A 17935-nucleotide genomic window follows, 5' to 3' on the forward strand; every position below is an offset into this window, starting at 1 on the left:
ACGCGCGGCCAGCCGCGCTATCGCCCCCGAACCCCCGTCACCTCGATCACGCACTCTTCCGCGCCGCGCTCGTCCATCCGCACCTCCGTCCCGAGGAAGGTCCGGATCACCTCGACTTGCGTCCGCGTGTGCCCCGACGGGGGCAGCGTGCGAAAGGCCCCGCCCTCGCCGAGCGCCATCGGCAAGAGCAGTTGATCGGCGAGGTGCTCACCGACGGGCACGCCTGCCGCGAGGTATCGCTTCACCTCCTTCGCGAGCTTGTCCGCCACGATCTCCGCGCGCACCCCGCGCTCGCCGAACGACGTGAAGACCTCCGTCACGTGCTCGCTCTCCACGTCGGCCACGAGCGCGTTTCCCGGCCCCGGGCTGTTCTTCACGACCTCGGGACGCGCGCACGCCGGATCCCACGGCACCTCCGCGAGGAACGCTTCGACCTCGCGCACGCCGACCGTCCCCGGGATCTGCGACACGAGCGCGCGGAGCTGCGTCCTTCGCACCTCGCCGCGCTCGAGCAGCGACAGCGACGCGAGCCGCGGACACCCCTCCACGGTCACCTCCACGCGACCCCCGCCGGCCGGATAAAACCCGTACGACACGATCCGCGCGGAGACGCTCGCGCCCATGCGACGCACGATCGGCAAGAACGCGCGCTCCACGAAATCGTACGGCGGCGCCATCGGGTTATGCGTCCCGCCCTCGAACACGAGCGACGACGTCCCGGCCGTCGCGAGCAGCGCCGGCAGCACCGTCTGCAGGACGAGCGTCGCGCTCCCCGCGCTGCCGATCGCGAACCGATACGATCCGTGCTTCACCGCGCCCGGCCGGAACACGAGCTCGCGCGAGCCGATCTCGTCCCCCGCGACCGCCGCGCCGCTCACCTCCGCGGCCGCGCGCACGGCCATGAGATGTTGACGCATGAGCCCCGGCTTCGACCGCTTCGCGCGGATCGAGTGCACCCGGAACGCCTGACCCGTCACCATCGACAAGGCGAGGGAGGAGCGCAGGATCTGCCCTCCGCCCTCACCCGTCGCTCCATCCAGCGTCAGCATCGTCCTCACCCCTTCACGCACACCACTTGCCGCAGCGTGCGCACGACCTCGACGAGGTCGCGCTGCGCGTGCATCACGTCGTCGATCGACTTGTACGCGCCGGGCGTCTCGTCGATCACGTCCTCGTCCTTGCGGCACTCGATCCCGGCCGTCATGCGCGCGTGGTCCTCGATCGAGAACGCTCGCTTCGCCGCCGAGCGCGACATCTTCCGGCCCGCGCCGTGGCTGCACGAGCAGAACGAGTCGCGGTTTCCCAATCCGCGAACGATGAAGCTCTTCGCGCCCATGCTGCCGGGGATGATCCCGAGCTCGCCCTCACCCGCGCGCACCGCGCCCTTGCGCGTCACCCACACGTCCTTGCCAAAGTGGTGCTCCTTCGACACGTAGTTGTGGTGGCAGTTCACCGCCTCGTTCGTCAGCTCGAACGACGGCAGAAGCCCCGACGTTCGCACCGCCATGATCGTCGCCTCCATCATGAGCGCGCGGTTCGTCCGCGCGAAGTCCTGCGCCCACGCGAGCGCACGCCAGTACTGGCCGAACGTCTCGCTCCCATCGGGGATGTAGGCGAGGTCCGCGTCCGGCAAGTTGATGAACCACCGCTTCATGTCCTTCTTCGCGAGGTCGATGAAGTGGCTCCCGATGCGGTTCCCCACGCCGCGCGAACCCGAGTGCAGCATGAACCACACGCGGTCGCGCTCATCGAGGCAGACCTCGATGAAGTGGTTCCCCGTCCCGAGCGTCCCGAGGTGCCCGAACGACGTCCCGCGCCCGATCGACGGGTTTTCCTTCACGATCGCCTCGTAGCGGGGCGCGAGCTCTGCCCACGCCTTCTGCACGCGCTCGGGCGCGTCGCCCCACGCGCCGCGGTCGCCGGGCCCGCCGTTGTTCGTGCGCCCGTGCGGCACGGCCGCCTCGATCGCGCTGCGGATCCCCTTCAGATCATCGGGGAGCTGCGAAGCCGTGAGCGTCGTCTCCACCGCGATCATCCCGCAGCCGATGTCCACCCCCACCGCTGCGGGGATGATCGCGCCGTTCGTCGCGATCACGCTCCCGACCGTCGCGCCCTTCCCGGCGTGCACGTCGGGCATCACGGCGACCCACTTGTGGAGGAACGGCAGGGTCGCGAGACGCCGGACCTGCTGCTCCGCCTCGCTCTCGAACGGCACGCCGCGCGTCCAGGCCTTGATCGGCACGCCGTCGGTCTCGAACGTCTGGTGGGTCGTCTCGCTCATGATTCCTTGCCTTTCGCGTCACGGGTGGACGCGGACCGGTAGAGCACGCCGCGTGCCTGGCTCCTGGGGCCCTTTTTCGGGTCCCCTCATAGACACCTGGATAAATTCCGATACGGGGGACGAAGAACGTGCTATTCCGTCGCCCACCTTACCATGACCTCTCGACCGCTCGTCGTGTTCGGCCTCCTCGGCACCTCGCTCGACGCGGGCAAAGGCCCGGCGCGCTGGGAGAAGTGGCGGCCCACGGTCTCGCTTTGCCAGCACGACGATCTCCTCGTGAGCCGCCTCGTCTTGCTCGCGGAGCCCAGGTTCGGCGACCTCGCGGCGCAGATCGAGGAGGACGTCCGCCACGCCTCGCCCGACACGATCGTCGAGCGAATCTCGGTCACCTGGAAGGACGCCTGGGATTTCGAGGAGGTTTATGCCGGCCTCCACGACATCGCGCGCGCATATCCCTGGAAACCCGAGCGCGAGGATTACCTCTTCCACCTCACGACGGGCACCCACGTCGCTCAGATCTGCCTCTTCCTCCTGACCGAGGCCCGATATTTCCCCGGCCGCGTCGTTCAAACCTCGCCGCCCCGCAAGGAGGGCCGCGGCGGACCGGGCGCGTATACGATCGTCGACCTCGACCTCTCCCGCTACGACCGCATTGCCTCGCGCTTCTCGCGCGAGCGCCACGAGGGCCAGAGCTTCCTCAAGGCGGGCATCGACACGAAGAATGCGCCGTTCAATCGCCTCATCGAGCGCGTCGAGGAGGTCGCCAAGGCCTCGCGCGCCCCGATGCTCCTCATGGGCCCCACGGGCGCCGGCAAGAGCCAGCTCGCCGCGCGCATTTACGAGCTCAAGAAGGCGCGACGCCAGATCCAGGGCGAGTTTGTCCCTGTCAACTGCGCCACCCTGCGCGGCGACGCGGCCATGGCCACGCTCTTCGGCCATAAAAAGGGCGCGTACACGGGCGCCGTCGCCGATCGCCCGGGCCTTTTGCGCAAGGCCGACGGCGGGCTCCTCTTCCTCGACGAGATCGGCGAGCTCGGCCTCGACGAGCAGGCCATGCTCCTCCGCGCAATCGAGCAAAAGGCGTTTTATCCTGTCGGCGCGGACCAGGAGGTCAAGAGTGATTTCCTCCTCATCGCCGGCACGAACCGCGACCTCGGGTCCCGGGCCGCGCACGGCGACTTTCGCGAGGACCTATACGCCCGTATCAACCTCTGGACCTTCCGCCTCCCGGCTTTGCGCGAGCGCCCCGAGGACATCGAGCCGAACCTCGATTACGAGCTCGAGCTCGCGTCGCGCCTCCTCGGCGTGAACGTCACCATGAACCGCACCGCGCGGGAAACCTTCCTCGACTTCGCCGTCTCCCCGCGCGCCCTCTGGAGCGGCAATTTTCGCGACCTCAACGCCTGCGTCACCCGCATGGCCACGCTCGCGCAGGGCGGCCGCGTCACGAAGGAGATCGTCGCCGAGGAGATCGAGCGATTGGAGCTCTCCTGGGCAAGCGGGCGCATTCACCTGCCGAATGGCTCTTCCTCTGGCGGCGGCGAGATCCTCGCCGAGGTCCTCGGCAGCGAAGCATCGACCAAGCTCGATCGATTCGACCGCGCCCAGCTCGAAGAGGTCTTGCGGGTCTGCCGCGCCTCGCGCACGCTCAGCGAGGCGGGCCGCGTGCTCTTCGCCGAGTCGCGCAAGGAGCGCACCACGGTCAACGACGCCGATCGATTGCGCAAATACCTCGCCCGCTTCGGCCTCGACTGGCACACCGCGAGCGGACGCTCCGCCTGAATCGCATTCGAGGACCCTTCCCATGCCGCTCGTTTCCCAGGACCTCGGCCTCTCCGGCCAGAACCCACTCGCCCTCGCGGCCCTCTTCGCCGTGGGGTTCGTCGCCTCTTCGATCAATGCCGTCGCCGGCGGCGGCTCCCTCCTCTCCTTCCCGGTCCTCGTCGCCTTCGGCGTCCCCGCGCTCGCCGCGAATGCCACGAACTCGGTCGCCCTCTGGCCCGGCTCGCTCGCGAGCGCGTACGGCTTCCGCGACCAGCTCGCGCGCACGAAGCCTCATTTGCGTTACCTCACGCTCCCCACGATCGCGGGCGCGCTCTTTGGCGCGTGGTTGCTCACGCACACGCCCGAGCGCCTCTTCGATTTCGTCGTCCCGCTCCTCGTCCTGCTCGCCACGCTCCTCCTCGCGTTCCAGGCGCGGATCCGCAAGGCCGTCCTCGGTCAAAAGGCCCGCGTCCCCGTGGCGCTCGGCGTCTTTCTGCAATTTTTGGTCGCCGTCTACGGCGGGTATTTCGGGGCCGGGATGGGCATCGTCATGCTCGCCGTCTTTGGCCTCTTCATCGAGGGCACGCTGCACGAGCTCAATGCCATGAAGGCCTGGCTCGGCGTGGCGATCAACCTCGTCGCCTCGATGTTTTTCCTCCGCGAAGGCCTGCTCTGGCTCGTGCCTGGCTTCGCCGTCATGGCCGGCGCCGTCGCCGGCGGCTATTTCTCGGCGCGCGTCTCGCAACGCCTCGACCCGGACAAACTGCGCCGGGCCATCGTGGTGCTCGGATTCGCGATGACGGCCTGGTTTTTCCGGACCGCCTTCTTTCGCTGATCAGGGCGCCTCGGCGGGCCTGCGCACGAGCCTGCGTTCGAGGTGCGACGTGATCCCCTTCCCCTCGCCCCCCACGTCGAGCTCCTCCTGATCGAGGAGGAATACCACATCACCCCCCTCGGCCCACGTCACCGCGCGCGCAAAGTCCGTCCCGGATCCGCCGAAGGCCTTGGCCGAGATCACCTCTCCCTCGGGCGACAAAACCGAGAGCCACGTGTCGAGAGCGATCCAATCGGACGATGTCCCGCCATGCCACGTGCGTCGGACCCTCTTGGCGGTGAGGGTTGTCTTGCCAATCTCCATCGTATCCTGGAACGTCCCGAAGAGCGCGATTCGCCCGCTCGGGTCCACATCCATGGCCGTCACATTGCTGTCGTGCTTGCCGCCGAACGACTTCGCCCACAGGGCCGCGCCGCTCCGATCGAGCTTGGCCACCATCGCGTCGCCGTCCCCGCGCGCTCGAAGCTCCTTTCCGGCGAGCTTGATTCCGCCCGTGAATCGACCCGCCACGACGATCTCTCCGCCCGTCGTCGCCCGGAGCACATCGACGCGCGCCCGGCCTTCGATCGGGACCTCCCACGCCTTTTGCCCGAACGGGGCGAACGAAACGATCCGCGTCTCCCCATGGGTCGCTGCACCATAGGTATCGAGCCCACCCGCGACATACGCGACATGCACCGAAAGCGCCCCGTCCGTCGCGACGCGCGGCGCGTGTTCGCTGTTCGCGCCTCCGAGCCGAAGCACATCGATCGGCTTTCCCTCGGGCGAAACCCGCGCGACGAAAACGTCGGACCCCCCCGCGCTCTCCACCTTCTTGTTCCCCGCCTTCAAACTCCCCGCGAACGTCCCCACGACGTACACGTCCCCATTCGCGTCCACCGCGACGTCCGTCGCCCGCGCGTCCGGCCCCACGAAATCGAGTTCCCACACGGGCCCGCCCGATGCCGTCCGTTTCTCGACGTGCGCGGCGGGCGGCGACCCCTTCCACCCCACGACGACGATATCGAATGCTGAATCAAAAACGACGGCCGTCGCCGTCTTGTCGCCCCCGGTCATGTCCCACGCCTTTTGCCCCTCGCGGTCGAATCGACCGAGCCAGGCCTCCCCGGCCCCCGCCACGGCCGTGCCCCCGCCCCTATCGAGCGCGATCGCGCGCGGCGACGACGGGGCCATCGCACGGCCGGGGCCGAGGCGTCGATCGTACCGCGCGGCCGCGTCGCTGAACGAGGCCGCGACCCAGCGCGGCCGATCGAGCGGCACGACGCACGGCATTCGACCGGTGCACGGCCCGGAAAAACCATCGAAGCGCGATCCCGGGTGCGTGTGCCCGACGAGCCGCGCCGCCGCGCCTTTGCCGAAGACGTCCGGACAATCGAGCCCGCACCCCTCCTTCGTCAGCGAGATCCGCACCTCGCCGGTCCCGATGCCGTTCGTCACGACGAACACCTGCCCGGGCGCCGGCGGCACCGCGGGCCTCCCACAGCCCGTCGCAAGCGCGAGCAAGGCCCCGAGCGGCGCGATACGCCTCATTGCAAGGCCCGCACGAGCGCCGCGGCCCGCGCCCGCACGTCTTCGTTCGGATCGTCCTCCGCCATCGGCTCGGCGATGCCCGCGAATTCGCGCCACCGCGTCTGCTCCATCGCGTAAATCGCCGCCCGACGCACGCCGGCGTCGCGGTGATTCGCGAGATCCCCGAAGCAGCCGAAGAGCTCCGCGTCGAACGTCGGCCCGGCCGTCACCGCGAGCTTGTACGCCGCCCAGATCCCCTCGGCCTCGCTCCGCGCCTCGCTGCAAAGCGCGACGATCTCGGCGCGCTCGTACACCGGCAGGCTCCGCCGGATGACCTCGATCACGCCCTCGCACCGCGGCCCTTCCAGGTCGAACCACTTGAGCCCGAGCCGATGATCGTCCACGTATCGGATGCGGCAGTCGCTCGCGGGCGTCGCCCACTCGTAGACGAGCGGCTGGTTGTCGAGCGGCTCGATCCGGTTCCACAAAAACCAGTTTCCCTGGGCGAGCTGCCGAACCACCTCCGTCTGTACCCCGTCCTTGAGCAGAAGCCGCCTCGCCTGCATCGGAATCGCCTCCGAGCGCCGATGGTACAAGCCACGCCCGGGACGTCAATCCCATCGCGGCGAGAAAACAGGAGCCGCCCAGGCGAAACCTCGCCCGCACCGATTTTCTGTTCGTAATGCCCTTGACGCCCGGCCCCGCTCGGTGTGCATTGCCCTCTCTCCCCATGGACCGGCCCGGACCCGCGCTGCCCGCCACTTCCACCGCCGCCGGTGCCGGATCGCTCGTCGTCGCGCACGTCGCCTCCGCGTCCACGGTCCTCGGCGCTCGCGCCTCGGCGCCGCTCAAGCTCCTCGTCCCGCGCTCGCGCGGCCCCTCCGTCTGGGCCTATGCGTCGACCTTCGGCGGCGGCCTGCTCGAAGGCGACGCGATCACGCTCGACGTCCGCGTCGGCCCGGGCGCTGCTTTGCTCTGCTCCACCCAGGCCTCCACGAAAGTCTACAAGAGCGAAAGCGGCGGATCGTCGTGCCAAACCCTGTCGGCTTCCGTCGCCGAGGGCGCCCTCTTCGCCCTGCTCCCGGATCCGGTTTGTCCTTTCGCCGGCGCCATCTATCAGCAGCGCCAGCGAATCGAGCTCGCGCCCGGCGCCTCCCTCGTCCTCGTGGATGGCCTCGTCTCGGGCCGCGCGGCGCGCGGCGAGCGGTATCGCTTCACCTCGTACCGGGCCGTCACCGAGGTTGTCCAGGAAAACCGCCTCCTCGTACTCGACGCCCTCACGCTCGAGAATACCCCCGAATCCACTGTGGCCGAACGCATGGGTCGGTTCGACGCGCTCGCGACGGCCGTCCTGGTCGGGCCCCGGGTCGAGGCGGCCGCGGCCGAGCTCGTCGAATCGGTCACGCGCGCGCCCCTCCGCTCGCCGGATCGCGCCCGGAACACCCTGCTCGCGACCGCGAGCCCCCTCTCCGGAGGCGCCGTGCTGCGCGTGGCGGGCGAGGAGCCGGAAGACGTCGCGGCATTCCTCCGCGCCTTCCTCGCCTTCCTCGCCCCGCTCCTCGGCGGCGATCCCTGGGCGAGAAAATGGTAGATCTCGAAAAACGCTCTTGACGCAACGCATTGATGTGATGTAGTTGGGACCTGGGCGGGGGCCCCGGTGAAGCCATGCATCTCTCTCCTCGCGAGATCGACAAGCTGCTCCTTCACAATGCGGGTTTTCTGGCCCAGAAGCGCCTCGCCCGTGGGGTGCGCCTCAACGTGCCGGAGAGCGTCGCGCTGATCGCCACGCAGCTCCTCGAATTCATTCGGGATGGGCGAAGCGCCTCGGAGCTCATGGACCTCGGGCGCAAGCTGCTCGGTCGCAATCAAGTCATGGAGGGCGTCCCGGAGCTCGTGGCCGAAGTGCAGGTCGAGGGCACGTTCCCCGACGGAACGAAGCTCGTCACGGTCCACCACCCCATTGCGGCCGAGCACGGCGATCTCGACCTCGCCCTTTACGGCAGCTTCCTCCCCGTGCCCGATCGTTCGCTCTTCGCCGCGGCGCCGAGCGCTCCCACGCCAGGAGAGATCCTCGCCGCGGAGGGGACGATCGTGCTCAACGAGGGCCGCTCCTCGATTTCGCTCCGGGTCACGAACCTGGCCGACCGCCCGATCCAGGTGGGCAGCCATTACCATTTCATCGAGACGAACCCGTACCTGCGCTTCGACCGCGAAAAGGCTTATGGCCGGCGGCTCGACATCCCGGCGGGCACGGCCGTGCGGTTCGAGCCGGGCGAGACGAAGACGGTCTCGCTCGTGGAGATCGCGGGCGAGCGTGTCATCCGAGGTGGCAATGCCCTCGCCGACGGCCCCGTCGGCCCCGAGGGCCTCGCCCGCGCGATGGAGCGCGTCCGCGCGCTCGGCTTCGCCCATGAACCCGAAGGCTGACTCGATTCGACGGAAAGCTCCGAGGACGCCATGCCCCGCACCATCGACCGACGCACCTACGCCGAGATCTTCGGCCCGACCACCCGCGACCGTGTCCGGCTCGGCGACACGGACCTGCTCATCGAGATCGAAAAGGACTTCACCGTCTACGGCGACGAATGCAAGTTCGGCGGCGGCAAGGTTCTTCGTGACGGCATGGGCCAGCGCGCGGGCGTGGCCCAGCGGGACGCCCTCGATTGCGTGATCACGAACGTCGTCGTCGTCGACTGGACGGGCATCTACAAGGCCGACATCGGCATCAAGGACGGCCTCATCGCAGGGATCGGAAAAGCGGGAAACCCCGACGTCATGGCCGGGGTCACGCCGGGCATGGTGTTTGGCCCGACGACCGAGGCCATCGCGGGCGAGGGGCTGATCGTGACGGCCGGCGGGGTCGACACGCACATCCATTTCATCTGCCCCCAGCAATGCGACGAGGCGATCGCGTCGGGGATCACCACGATGATCGGCGGCGGCACCGGCCCAGCCACCGGGACGAACGCGACGACGTGCACCCCGGGCGCCCACCACCTCCGCATGATGCTCGAGGCGACCGACGCGCTGCCCCTGAATTTCGGGTTCACCGGGAAAGGCAATTCGTCCAAACCCGAGGGCTTGCACGAGCAGATCCAGGCCGGCGCGATCGGGCTCAAGCTGCACGAGGACTGGGGCACGACGCCTGCGGCCATCGATTGCTGTCTCTCCGTGGCCGAGCAATACGACGTGCAGGTGACGATCCACACCGACACTCTGAACGAGAGCGCGGCCGTCGAACACTCCATTGCGGCGTTCAAGGGGCGCTCGATCCACACCTACCACAGCGAAGGCGCGGGCGGCGGCCACGCGCCCGACATTCTGCGCGTCTGCAGCGAGCCGAACGTGCTCCCCTCGTCGACGAACCCCACGCGTCCTTTCACGGTGAACACGCTCGACGAGCACCTCGACATGCTCATGGTCTGCCACCACCTCGACCGGAGCATCCCCGAGGACGTCGCATTCGCGGAGTCGCGCATTCGCGGCGAGACGATCGCGGCGGAGGACATCCTGCACGACATGGGCGCGATCTCGATCGTGTCCTCCGATTCGCAGGCGATGGGCCGGGTCGGCGAGACCATCACGCGCACCTGGCAAACGGCCGACAAGATGCGCAAGCAGCGCGGCCGGCTCGAGGAAGAGCGCGGCGACAACGACAACCTCCGCGTGCGCCGCTACGTCGCGAAATACACGATCAACCCGGCCGTCGCGCACGGCGCCTCGCACCTCCTTGGCTCGATCGAGGTCGGCAAGCTCGCGGACCTCGTCCTCTGGCGCCCGGCGTTCTTCGGGGCCAAACCCGAGATCGTGATCAAGGGCGGCGTCATCGCGTGGGCGCAGATGGGCGACCCGAATGCATCGATCCCGACGCCGCAGCCGGTGCGCATGCGGCCCATGTTCGCGAGCTTCGGCCGCGCGCCGGGTCGTGCCGCGATCGCCTTCGTGAGCGGCGCGTCGATCGAATCCGGCGTGGCGGCCTCGTATGGCCTCGGCAAACGTATCGAGGCCGTGCGCGGGTGCCGCGCGCTCGGCAAAAAGGACATGCGGCTGAACGACGCCTTGCCGCGCATCACCGTCGATCCGGAGACGTACGCGGTGACGGCGGACGGCGTGCGCCTCACGTGCGAGCCCGCGAAGGTCTTGCCCCTCGCGCAGAGGTTTTTCCTGTTCTGAGCATTCACGCGCCATGGCCCTCTCGCTCCTCCTGCTCCAGCTCGCCGACTCGGCGTTTCCGACGGGCGGATTCGCGCATTCGGGCGGGCTCGAAGCGGCGGCGCAGCTCGGGGAAATCACGGGGGCTTCGGGCCTCGAACGATTCCTCCTGCACAATTTGGAGCAAACCGGCGCCGGCACGCTGCCGATGGTCACGGCCGCGCACGCCTCGCCCGACAGGTTCGCCGAGCTCGATCGACGTCTGGATGCGTTCCTGACAAACCACGTGGCGAACCGGGCGAGCCGCGCGCAAGGGCGAGCGTGGCTTGCGGCGGCGTCGCATTCGTTTGGCCTCGCGCCGCTCCGGGAGCTCCGCGCGCGCTCGCGCGAAGACGGATCGTTTTGCGGGCATTTCGCGCCGGTCTTCGGCACGGTCGCGGCGCGGCTCGGGCTCGAGCGTGGCGAGGCGCAGCGGCTCTTTCTGTTCTTGCACCTCCGGGGCCTCGTCTCCAGCGCCGTGCGCTTGAGCCTGCTTGGGCCGCTGGAGGCACAGGCGCTGCAATACCGCCTCACGGGCGCGGTCCTCGCGGTCCTCGCCCGATACGAGACGCGCGGGGCGGAGGACCTCGCGACGACCGCGCCGCTCGTCGATCTTTTCCAGGGCCACCAGGACCGGCTCTATTCGCGTCTCTTTTCGAGCTGAATTCCGCGGAGAGAAGCATGCACGGCCATTCACACGGACATGGGGACGATCACGGGCACACGCACGAGCCTCTGGAGCACCCGGGGCGCTTCGACGAGCGGGACCGCCCGCTCGCGCGCGCCTTCGACGAGCGAGCCTTTACGGTTGGAATCGGCGGGCCGGTGGGCAGCGGCAAAACGGCGCTCGTGCTCGCGCTCTGCCGGAGCCTGCGGGAGCGCATGAGCCTGGCTGTCGTCACGAACGACATCTTCACGCGCGAAGACGGCGAATTCCTCATTCGCAACAAGGCCCTGCCCTCGGAACGCATCCGCGCCGTGGAGACGGGCGGCTGCCCGCACGCGGCGATCCGCGAGGACATCACCGCGAACCTGCTCGCGCTCGAAGAGCTCTCGGCGCAGCATCGACCGGAGCTCTTGATCATCGAGTCCGGCGGCGACAACCTCGCGGCGAATTTCAGCCGCGAGCTTGCCGATTACATCATCTACGTGATCGACGTCGCGGGCGGCGACAAGGTGCCGCGCAAAGGCGGGCCCGGGATCACCCAATCGGATCTCCTGGTCATCAACAAGACGGACCTCGCGAGCGCGGTGGGGGCGGATCTCGGCGTGATGGAGCGCGACGCCAAGGCGATCCGCGGCGGCGGGCCGATGGTCTTCGCGCAGGCGACGAAGGGCGTCGGCGTCGAGGCGATCGTGAACCACATCGTCCACGCGTATCAGCATGCGCGTGGCATCGATCATTGAGCCCATGGGCTAGGCTTTATCCTTCCGGATAAGCCACCTTCTGAGCGTCGAGCCGTCTTCCGCGACCCAGATCACCAAATCAGACGAAAAACGAGTCCTGGCGGGGTCCTGGCCGGCTTGGCACGCCGCCTGCTTCAGGGGGGAACACGCAGACGCCAGGATAGCTCAGCGGTAGAGCACGTAAACACCTTGGCCGGTTTTCTCCGGCGACGGCAGTGATGGCCAGGGTTACTTCCATTTGAGGACGTGGTCGCGGGTTCGAATCCCGCTCCTGGTACCGCGGAGGGTTCGGGTTCCCCCTCGTTCCCTTCGCGCGCAAGCTCCTCGGGCAGTGAGGCACGCGGTTCCTTCGTTTTGGGTACGAAAAAGACCCCGCGGCCATTTTTCTCCCGAGGAGCGTGCGTTTTTTCAACGTGTTCGATGCCAGGATAGCTCAGAGGTAGAGCGCGTAAAACCACCTTGGTCGCTTTTCTCCGGCGACGGCAGTGATGATCAGGGTTACTCCGCTGTCGACGGCGAGGTCGCGGGTTCGAGTCCCGCTCCTGGCGCTTGGAAGGCTCTGGAGGAGCTTTCTGCCCGATCCCCACAATGGGGATCGGGCTTTGCTGTTTCGAAGGACGCTCGAGGGCTATCGACTCTCAGTCATCATCATCGTCGCCCCCGCCGGTCTCCGGCCCGCACGATCCCAGGATGTTGCCGAGCACGTCCTGACACTCCGGCACAGTGCGCGGACTGAACGCGGAGCTCATGCAGGAGAACTCCTGGATCCGCTTCACGCACGCGTCCACGTCCACCTTCGCACTGCAATAGGCGCCCTCGCTGCACGAGCCGATCTCGGTCTCGCAGACCTCGAGGGCCCCAACCGGGGCCTCGTTGCATCCTGCACGCACGCCGTTCACCGCGTCGACGAGCTTCTGGCAGGTGTCCTTGGCGTTGAATTCGTCCTCGTCGCAGCTGCACCCCACGCCGATCAGGGCTGTGAGGGCGAGGGTGAACGTCAAAGCAAGCGCGCGGGTCAAGTTTTTCAATCGCATTGAAGCTCCTTGGCTAAGGCCGGGCGGGCCGGTCCGCCGACCCTACCCAAGAGTCCCCTGCCGGTAAAGCTTGGACGCACGGATCCCGCGCCGGTCATTTTTGCTGCAATCACGCGCGCGCGGTCAAAGGTTCTTCTTCATTCGAATCGTCTCCTCGCCGAAGCCATGCCGCGCGTAGAGCGCGCGGGCGCGCGTGTTCGCTGGCCACACGTGGAGCGTCAATGCCGAGAGCCCCTGGTCCCGTGCCCATGCCTCGGTCGCCGCCATGAGCGCGCTCCCCACGCCCTTGCCCTCGTGGCCCAGCACCGTCGCGAGGTCTTCGAGGTGGCCCACCGGCCGCTGGGTGAAATGGTCGATGGACGTACTCACCCACGCGAAGCCGAGCAACTCCCCGGCCGCCGTCTCCGCAATGAGCACGACCTCGCGCTTCGGCGTCTCGCGCTGCGCAGCGGACACGGCCAGCCGTTCGAGCAGCGCCTCCGCGCTCTCGCGCTGGCGATGGGCGAGCAGCTCGAACGTGAACCACGCAGGGTGGCCGACGCTCGTCGAGCGCGCGATGAGGTCGAGCACGAGCGCGCGCTCGGCATCGCTATCGATTCGGAGAGGGCGAATGGTCAGATCGACCGTGGGCTGGGCCATGCCCGGCAAGATACTACGTCGTGGAAGGGGTTCGGCAAGCTCGGGCCGAGGGGGCCCCGGGGGGGGAGGACCGAAGGCGCGGCTCGGCCTGCGCATGCCGCGTCACGGACGCGTGGTGAGCATCGGTCCGCTCGTCACCCTTCCGGCGCCGAGCCCGATCAGAATCATCGACGTCCCGCCGAGGAGCATATCGATTCCGACGAGCAAACCGAGCGCCCAGGCGGCCGTGCTCGGCCAACCGGCGAAGATGAGCACGCCGAGCGCGAGCGAGACCAGGCCGTCGAAGAAGAGCCATCCCCAGGCGGGGATGTGGCGGTGCTGCACGGCGCGAATGAGCTTGATGACGCCATTGGCCATGAAAAAGGCCGAGAGCGTCAGCGTCAGGGTCACCGTGCCGGTCAGCGGGAACGCCACCACGAGCACGCCGGCGAGCACGAGCAGCGCCGCGCCCACGAGCGACCAGGCTGCGCCTTTCCAGCCGCGGGTCTGCACCGCCTGAAACGCCTGGAAGATGCCGCCGATCACCATGACGAAGCCGATCACGAGCGCCGTGACCAGCGAGGCGATCAGGGGCATGAGGAGCAAGAGAACGCCGAGCACCATGAAAGCGGCGCCGAGTCCGTAAAACCAGCCACGGTTTTTCCGTATCACGTCTCCGACCTGCCCGACCACCGTAATGCGGGTCGTGTCGACCGGCCCTTCCGGAGGCTGCATCATGCGGGTAACCCTCCTATTCCTGCGCGAAACAGGGTGCCACCCTCGGCGGGTGTCAAGGAGGGCGCCGCGCGTGAGGCGGCCCGAGCGATTGCAATGGCGGGCAGGCGTCGGTGGAGCGGGCGGGCTCGAGGTGCGCGTCGCTCAGGGCCCGGGAGGCGGGCCGCCGCCCGGGCCTCCCATTCCACCCGGCGCCTGGCATAGCGTATTCGCGAGCGAGGAGCGAATGACGAGCGTCTTCCACGCGAGCAGCGCGCCGTCCGCCATCTTCTTCGTCTGCAGCGTGTAATCAGCGACGGCGTCGGCCGCGATCACCGAGTCGTTCTCGTTCGTCGTGTCGCGCGCGCCGCGGTCCTTGTAGATGGGCTGCGTCGCGATGATCTCGTCGCTCAGATCGTCCGGGAGGAAGAGCTGGGACGTGACGTATTCGCTGTCGCCCACGCGCACCGTGAAGTGGATGTGGATCGTCCGGCTCGAATACCAGCCCGGGAAGCACGAATCGAAATCGACACGCCCGTTCGCGTCGGTCGTCTGCACGCCGCGGAACCAACGCGCCGCGAGCGCCTCGGCGTCGTTGCCCGTGCACATCTCCACGGAATCGTCGCCCGAATAGAGGCCCGTGGCGGAGGTGTGCCAAATGTCGACCTCCGCGCCCTCGACGGGCTTGCACGACTCGTCGACGACGCGCAGCGCGAGGCGCATCGGCAGGCCGGGCGAACCCTCGCTGATGTCTTTTCGAACGACCGTCTTCGCATAACACGGCCCGAGCGTCATGGCGCAGACGAGCGCGCACGTCGCGCCCGGATCGTCGGTGAACGGATCGGCGTACTCGCCGGACATCGAGGCCGTGCCGCCCGTGGCCCATTCTCCGTTCCCAGCGCCGCCGGTGCCGCCCGCGCCGCCCGAGCCGCCCGCGCCGCCCGAGCCGCCGGCGCCGCCCGCGCCGCCCGCGCCGCCCGCCCCCGTGTTTTCGTTGGTTCCTCCGCAACCGACGAACGCCGCGAGCGGCGCGGCGCAGAGGGCCGTACCAATGCCACGGAGCACGGATCGGCGCGTGATGGTTTTCTGGGAGCTGTCCTTCTTCGAGTGGCGAGGCATGCGCGTTCCTCCTGGACTCGTATGTAGATCGGAAATCTTACGAATTCCTTACGTCCCGGGACATGCCTTCCGTCCTCGGCTACGCTGGGGCTCGCGCCGCGGACGTCGCCGATCCAGAAGAGGGACCATGGGAAAGAAGGTTCTCGTCATCGAGGACGATCAGGAGCTAGGCACGCAGATCGTCAAGCGCCTCCGCGATGCCGGCTACGAGCCGACCTGGTGGAAAGAGGGGCGGCGTTTGTCCCGAGAGACCTTGCCCGACGTCGAGCTCGTGGTGCTCGATCTGATGTTGCCCGGAACATACGGAATGGACCTCTTGAAGGACCTGCGCGTCTTCTCCGAGGTGCCGGTGCTCGTGCTCAGCGCGCGCAACGACACGGCGGACAAGGTCCGCGCGCTCCGGCTCGGCGCCGACGATTACATGACGAAACCGTTCTGGCCCGAGGAGCTCGTCGAGCGCGTGCGCGCGCGCCTCCGCAGGCCCACGCTCGGGCGCGGGGAGGTCGTCGAGGTCGGCGCGCTCCGCATCGATCGCGGGCGTCGCGAGGTCTCCGTGCGCGGCGGGCGCGTCGAGGTCACGCGGCTCGAATTCGAGCTGCTCGCGGCGCTCGCCGAGCGGCCGGGCGAGGCCATGACGCGCAGCTCGCTCGCCGAGCGTGTGCTCGATCCGGAGCGCGACGGGACCGAGCGGACGCTCGACGTGCACGTCTCGAGGCTACGCAAGAAGCTCGGGTGCGGCGCGTTCGTCGAGACCGTGTGGGGAATCGGGTATCGTCTGGGCGACGGGCGCGACGAATGAAGCTCCGCACGCGACTCGCGGTCGCCACCATTGCGGTGATGCTCCCGATGACGTTCGCGCTGTTCTGGTACGACGCGGTGGCGAGGCACCAGGCGGCGGAGCAAAACCTCACGGAGTTCGTATTCGGTCAAATGCCCGCGGCGCGCGAGGCGTGCGAATCGGCGCCTTCTTCGTTCGGCGGCGAGCTCCGGCCGAGCCGGCCTCTGGGTCCCCCCCGCGGCAATCGTCCTCCGCCCGGAGATTTGCCACCTCCACCCGGGCCGGGGCCTGCGCCTCCGCCGAGGCATCCGCGGCCCAACGCGGCGAGGCCCGCGGTCGTGCATGCCTACGACGAAAACCTCCAATCGAAAAACCCCGACGCGCCCGACGTCCCCGAAGCGCTCGCTCGCGCCATTTCAGGGCAGGACGTCGCGATCGCCTCGTATGTCTTCCCGACCTCGTCGGTCGAGCTCCTCGCGCGAATGCCCTGGGGCACGGGCCCGTGCGCGTACGTCCTCGCCCGCGGGACGACCGATCCGACCTGGGGCGCGGTGCTGCCCGAATCCAACATATGGCTCCTGCCCACGGTCGCCGTCTTCGCAGCGATGCTCCTCGCCCTCGGGCCCGTGGTCCGGCGCATTCGTAAGCTCACGGAGGCCGTGCAGCGCTCGGCCTCGGCCACGTACGCGGACGCCGTCCTGATCGAGGGCGACGACGAGATCGGCGTGCTCGCGCGGGTCTTCAACGCGGCGAGGCGCGAGATTCGATCGCAGCTCGAAGAAAAGGACCGGCGCGAGCAGGCGCTCCGCCATTTCCTGGCGAACACCACGCACGACGTGATGATCCCGCTGACGGTGCTGCAGGGCCACCTCGCGACGCTGCGCGAGGACGCGGCCGCGGGAAAACCCGTCGACGTCGGCGCGCTCGTCTCGGCGATGGACGAGGCCCATTACATGGCCTCGCTCGTGCACAACCTCGCGGCCACGGCCCGGCTCGAAGCGGCGGACGTAAAGCTCCAGCGAAGCGAGGTCGACCTCGAGACGCTCGTGAAGCGTGTCGTCGGCCGGCACAGGCCCATTGCGAAGCAGCTCGGGGTGTCCATCGAGACCGCCGTGCCCGGCGAGCCCGTGACCGTCTCGGCCGACGTGACGCTGCTCGAACAGGCGATCAGCAACGTCACGTACAACGCCATTCGTTACAATGGCCCCGGCGGCCACGTCGCCGTCATTCTGGAGCGCGTCGCGAAGGAGGCTTTTCGTCTGCGGGTGGTCGACGACGGCCCCGGCATCCCGGAGGCCGAGCTCTCGCGGCTCGCGGAGCGTGGCTTTCGTGGCAACGAGGCGCGCTCACGCGCTCCGGACGGACAGGGGCTCGGGCTCCACATCACGCACCGCGCCGCGGAGCTGCACGGCTACCGACTGACGCTCCGGCCGTCGGAGTACGGCGGCCTCGAGGTCGAGCTCGAAGGAGAGCTCGACGCTCCCTCGGGATAAGCGTTTATCTCATCGTCTAAGCACGGTGCCACGGTCTCCTCCCCGAACGGCCGCATCCACAGAACATCGGCCCAAACGCCTGCGTTTTCCGGCCGCGCGAGGCGCTGGCACGAGGGCTGCAATGCCCTCTCCCCGAGCACCCTCCTCGCGAGGGCCGCTCCCCCGAGCCCCGGGCAGTGAAGGCAGCGGTTC

General features: G+C 68.5%; 17 protein-coding genes and 2 tRNA genes. 11 read left to right on the plus strand and 8 right to left on the minus strand.

The annotated features are described in order from the left end of the window. Positions 1-17: 17 nt before the first annotated feature. Positions 18-1049, minus strand: coding sequence for an RNA 3'-terminal phosphate cyclase (rtcA, locus tag QHF85_RS13835; RefSeq protein ID WP_281327629.1), 1032 nt, complete (start codon positions 1047-1049; stop codon positions 18-20). Positions 1050-1054: 5 nt separating this feature from the next. Then, on the minus strand, positions 1055-2281 hold the full coding sequence (locus QHF85_RS13840; protein ID WP_281327630.1) for an RtcB family protein: 1227 nt from the start codon (positions 2279-2281) through the stop codon (positions 1055-1057). Positions 2282-2434: 153 nt separating this feature from the next. Between QHF85_RS13840 and rtcR the strand changes: the two genes are divergently transcribed. Beyond that, a complete protein-coding gene (gene rtcR / locus QHF85_RS13845) occupies positions 2435-4063 on the plus strand; it encodes an RNA repair transcriptional activator RtcR (protein ID WP_281327631.1) in 1629 nt (542 codons plus the stop codon). Positions 4064-4085: 22 nt separating this feature from the next. After that, the gene (locus QHF85_RS13850) at positions 4086-4880 is read left to right on the plus strand and encodes a sulfite exporter TauE/SafE family protein (RefSeq protein ID WP_281327632.1); all 795 of its coding nucleotides are present in this window, start codon (positions 4086-4088) and stop codon (positions 4878-4880) included. Here the strand turns inward: QHF85_RS13850 and QHF85_RS13855 are convergent, their stop codons facing one another. Beyond that, the gene (locus tag QHF85_RS13855) at positions 4881-6410 is read right to left on the minus strand and encodes a hypothetical protein (protein WP_281327633.1); all 1530 of its coding nucleotides are present in this window, start codon (positions 6408-6410) and stop codon (positions 4881-4883) included. It abuts the gene before it with no gap. Continuing rightward, positions 6407-6955: a hypothetical protein gene (locus QHF85_RS13860; protein ID WP_281327634.1), complete on the minus strand. Its 549-nt coding sequence runs from the start codon at positions 6953-6955 to the stop codon at positions 6407-6409. Before QHF85_RS13860 ends, QHF85_RS13855 begins: the two co-directional genes overlap by 4 nt. Before the next feature lie 164 nt (positions 6956-7119). Here QHF85_RS13860 and QHF85_RS13865 point away from each other — a divergent pair, with 164 nt between their 5' ends. The 7 genes from QHF85_RS13865 (at position 7120) to QHF85_RS13895 (ending at position 12535) form a co-directional block, all read left to right on the plus strand. Next, positions 7120-7980 (plus strand): urease accessory protein UreD, encoded by an 861-nt coding sequence (locus QHF85_RS13865; RefSeq protein WP_281327635.1) that lies wholly within the window; start codon positions 7120-7122, stop codon positions 7978-7980. Positions 7981-8054: 74 nt separating this feature from the next. Next, positions 8055-8816 carry an urease subunit beta gene (gene ureB / locus QHF85_RS13870; RefSeq protein ID WP_281327636.1) on the plus strand — a complete coding sequence of 254 codons (762 nt, stop codon included), beginning with the start codon at positions 8055-8057 and terminating at the stop codon, positions 8814-8816. A gap of 30 nt (positions 8817-8846) precedes the next feature. Continuing rightward, complete coding sequence (gene ureC / locus QHF85_RS13875) at positions 8847-10562, plus strand: urease subunit alpha (RefSeq protein WP_281327637.1); 1716 nt, start codon at positions 8847-8849, stop codon at positions 10560-10562. 13 nt (positions 10563-10575) lie between these two features. Next, positions 10576-11244: an urease accessory UreF family protein gene (locus tag QHF85_RS13880; RefSeq protein ID WP_281327638.1), complete on the plus strand. Its 669-nt coding sequence runs from the start codon at positions 10576-10578 to the stop codon at positions 11242-11244. Positions 11245-11261: 17 nt separating this feature from the next. Further along, on the plus strand, positions 11262-11987 hold the full coding sequence (ureG, locus tag QHF85_RS13885; RefSeq protein ID WP_281327639.1) for an urease accessory protein UreG: 726 nt from the start codon (positions 11262-11264) through the stop codon (positions 11985-11987). Between the two features lie 154 nt (positions 11988-12141). Beyond that, positions 12142-12264, plus strand: a tRNA-OTHER gene (locus QHF85_RS13890). Positions 12265-12409: 145 nt separating this feature from the next. Beyond that, positions 12410-12535, plus strand: a tRNA-OTHER gene (locus QHF85_RS13895). A gap of 90 nt (positions 12536-12625) precedes the next feature. Here QHF85_RS13895 and QHF85_RS13900 read toward each other — a convergent pair. From QHF85_RS13900 to QHF85_RS13915, 4 genes are all read right to left on the minus strand, one after another. Then, positions 12626-13015: a hypothetical protein gene (locus QHF85_RS13900; RefSeq protein ID WP_281327640.1), complete on the minus strand. Its 390-nt coding sequence runs from the start codon at positions 13013-13015 to the stop codon at positions 12626-12628. A 129-nt stretch (positions 13016-13144) separates the two neighbouring features. Beyond that, entirely contained in the window at positions 13145-13660 is a 516-nt protein-coding gene (locus QHF85_RS13905) for a GNAT family N-acetyltransferase (RefSeq protein WP_281327641.1), read from the minus strand. Positions 13661-13762: 102 nt separating this feature from the next. Beyond that, the gene (locus QHF85_RS13910; protein ID WP_281327642.1) at positions 13763-14377 is read right to left on the minus strand and encodes a DUF308 domain-containing protein; all 615 of its coding nucleotides are present in this window, start codon (positions 14375-14377) and stop codon (positions 13763-13765) included. A gap of 141 nt (positions 14378-14518) precedes the next feature. Beyond that, positions 14519-15472 carry a hypothetical protein gene (locus QHF85_RS13915; RefSeq protein WP_281327643.1) on the minus strand — a complete coding sequence of 318 codons (954 nt, stop codon included), beginning with the start codon at positions 15470-15472 and terminating at the stop codon, positions 14519-14521. Positions 15473-15599: 127 nt separating this feature from the next. Here QHF85_RS13915 and QHF85_RS13920 point away from each other — a divergent pair, with 127 nt between their 5' ends. Both QHF85_RS13920 and QHF85_RS13925 read left to right on the plus strand, forming a co-directional pair. Next, positions 15600-16271, plus strand: coding sequence for a response regulator transcription factor (locus tag QHF85_RS13920; protein ID WP_281327644.1), 672 nt, complete (start codon positions 15600-15602; stop codon positions 16269-16271). Further along, positions 16268-17743, plus strand: a complete 1476-nt coding sequence (locus QHF85_RS13925) for a HAMP domain-containing sensor histidine kinase (RefSeq protein WP_281327645.1) — start codon at positions 16268-16270, stop codon at positions 17741-17743. The genes QHF85_RS13920 and QHF85_RS13925 overlap by 4 nt, the downstream gene beginning before the upstream one ends. Positions 17744-17935: the final 192 nt, after the last annotated feature.

The organism is Polyangium sp. 6x1 (genome assembly GCF_029946515.1).
GTDB lineage: Bacteria > Myxococcota_A > Polyangia > Polyangiales > Polyangiaceae > Polyangium.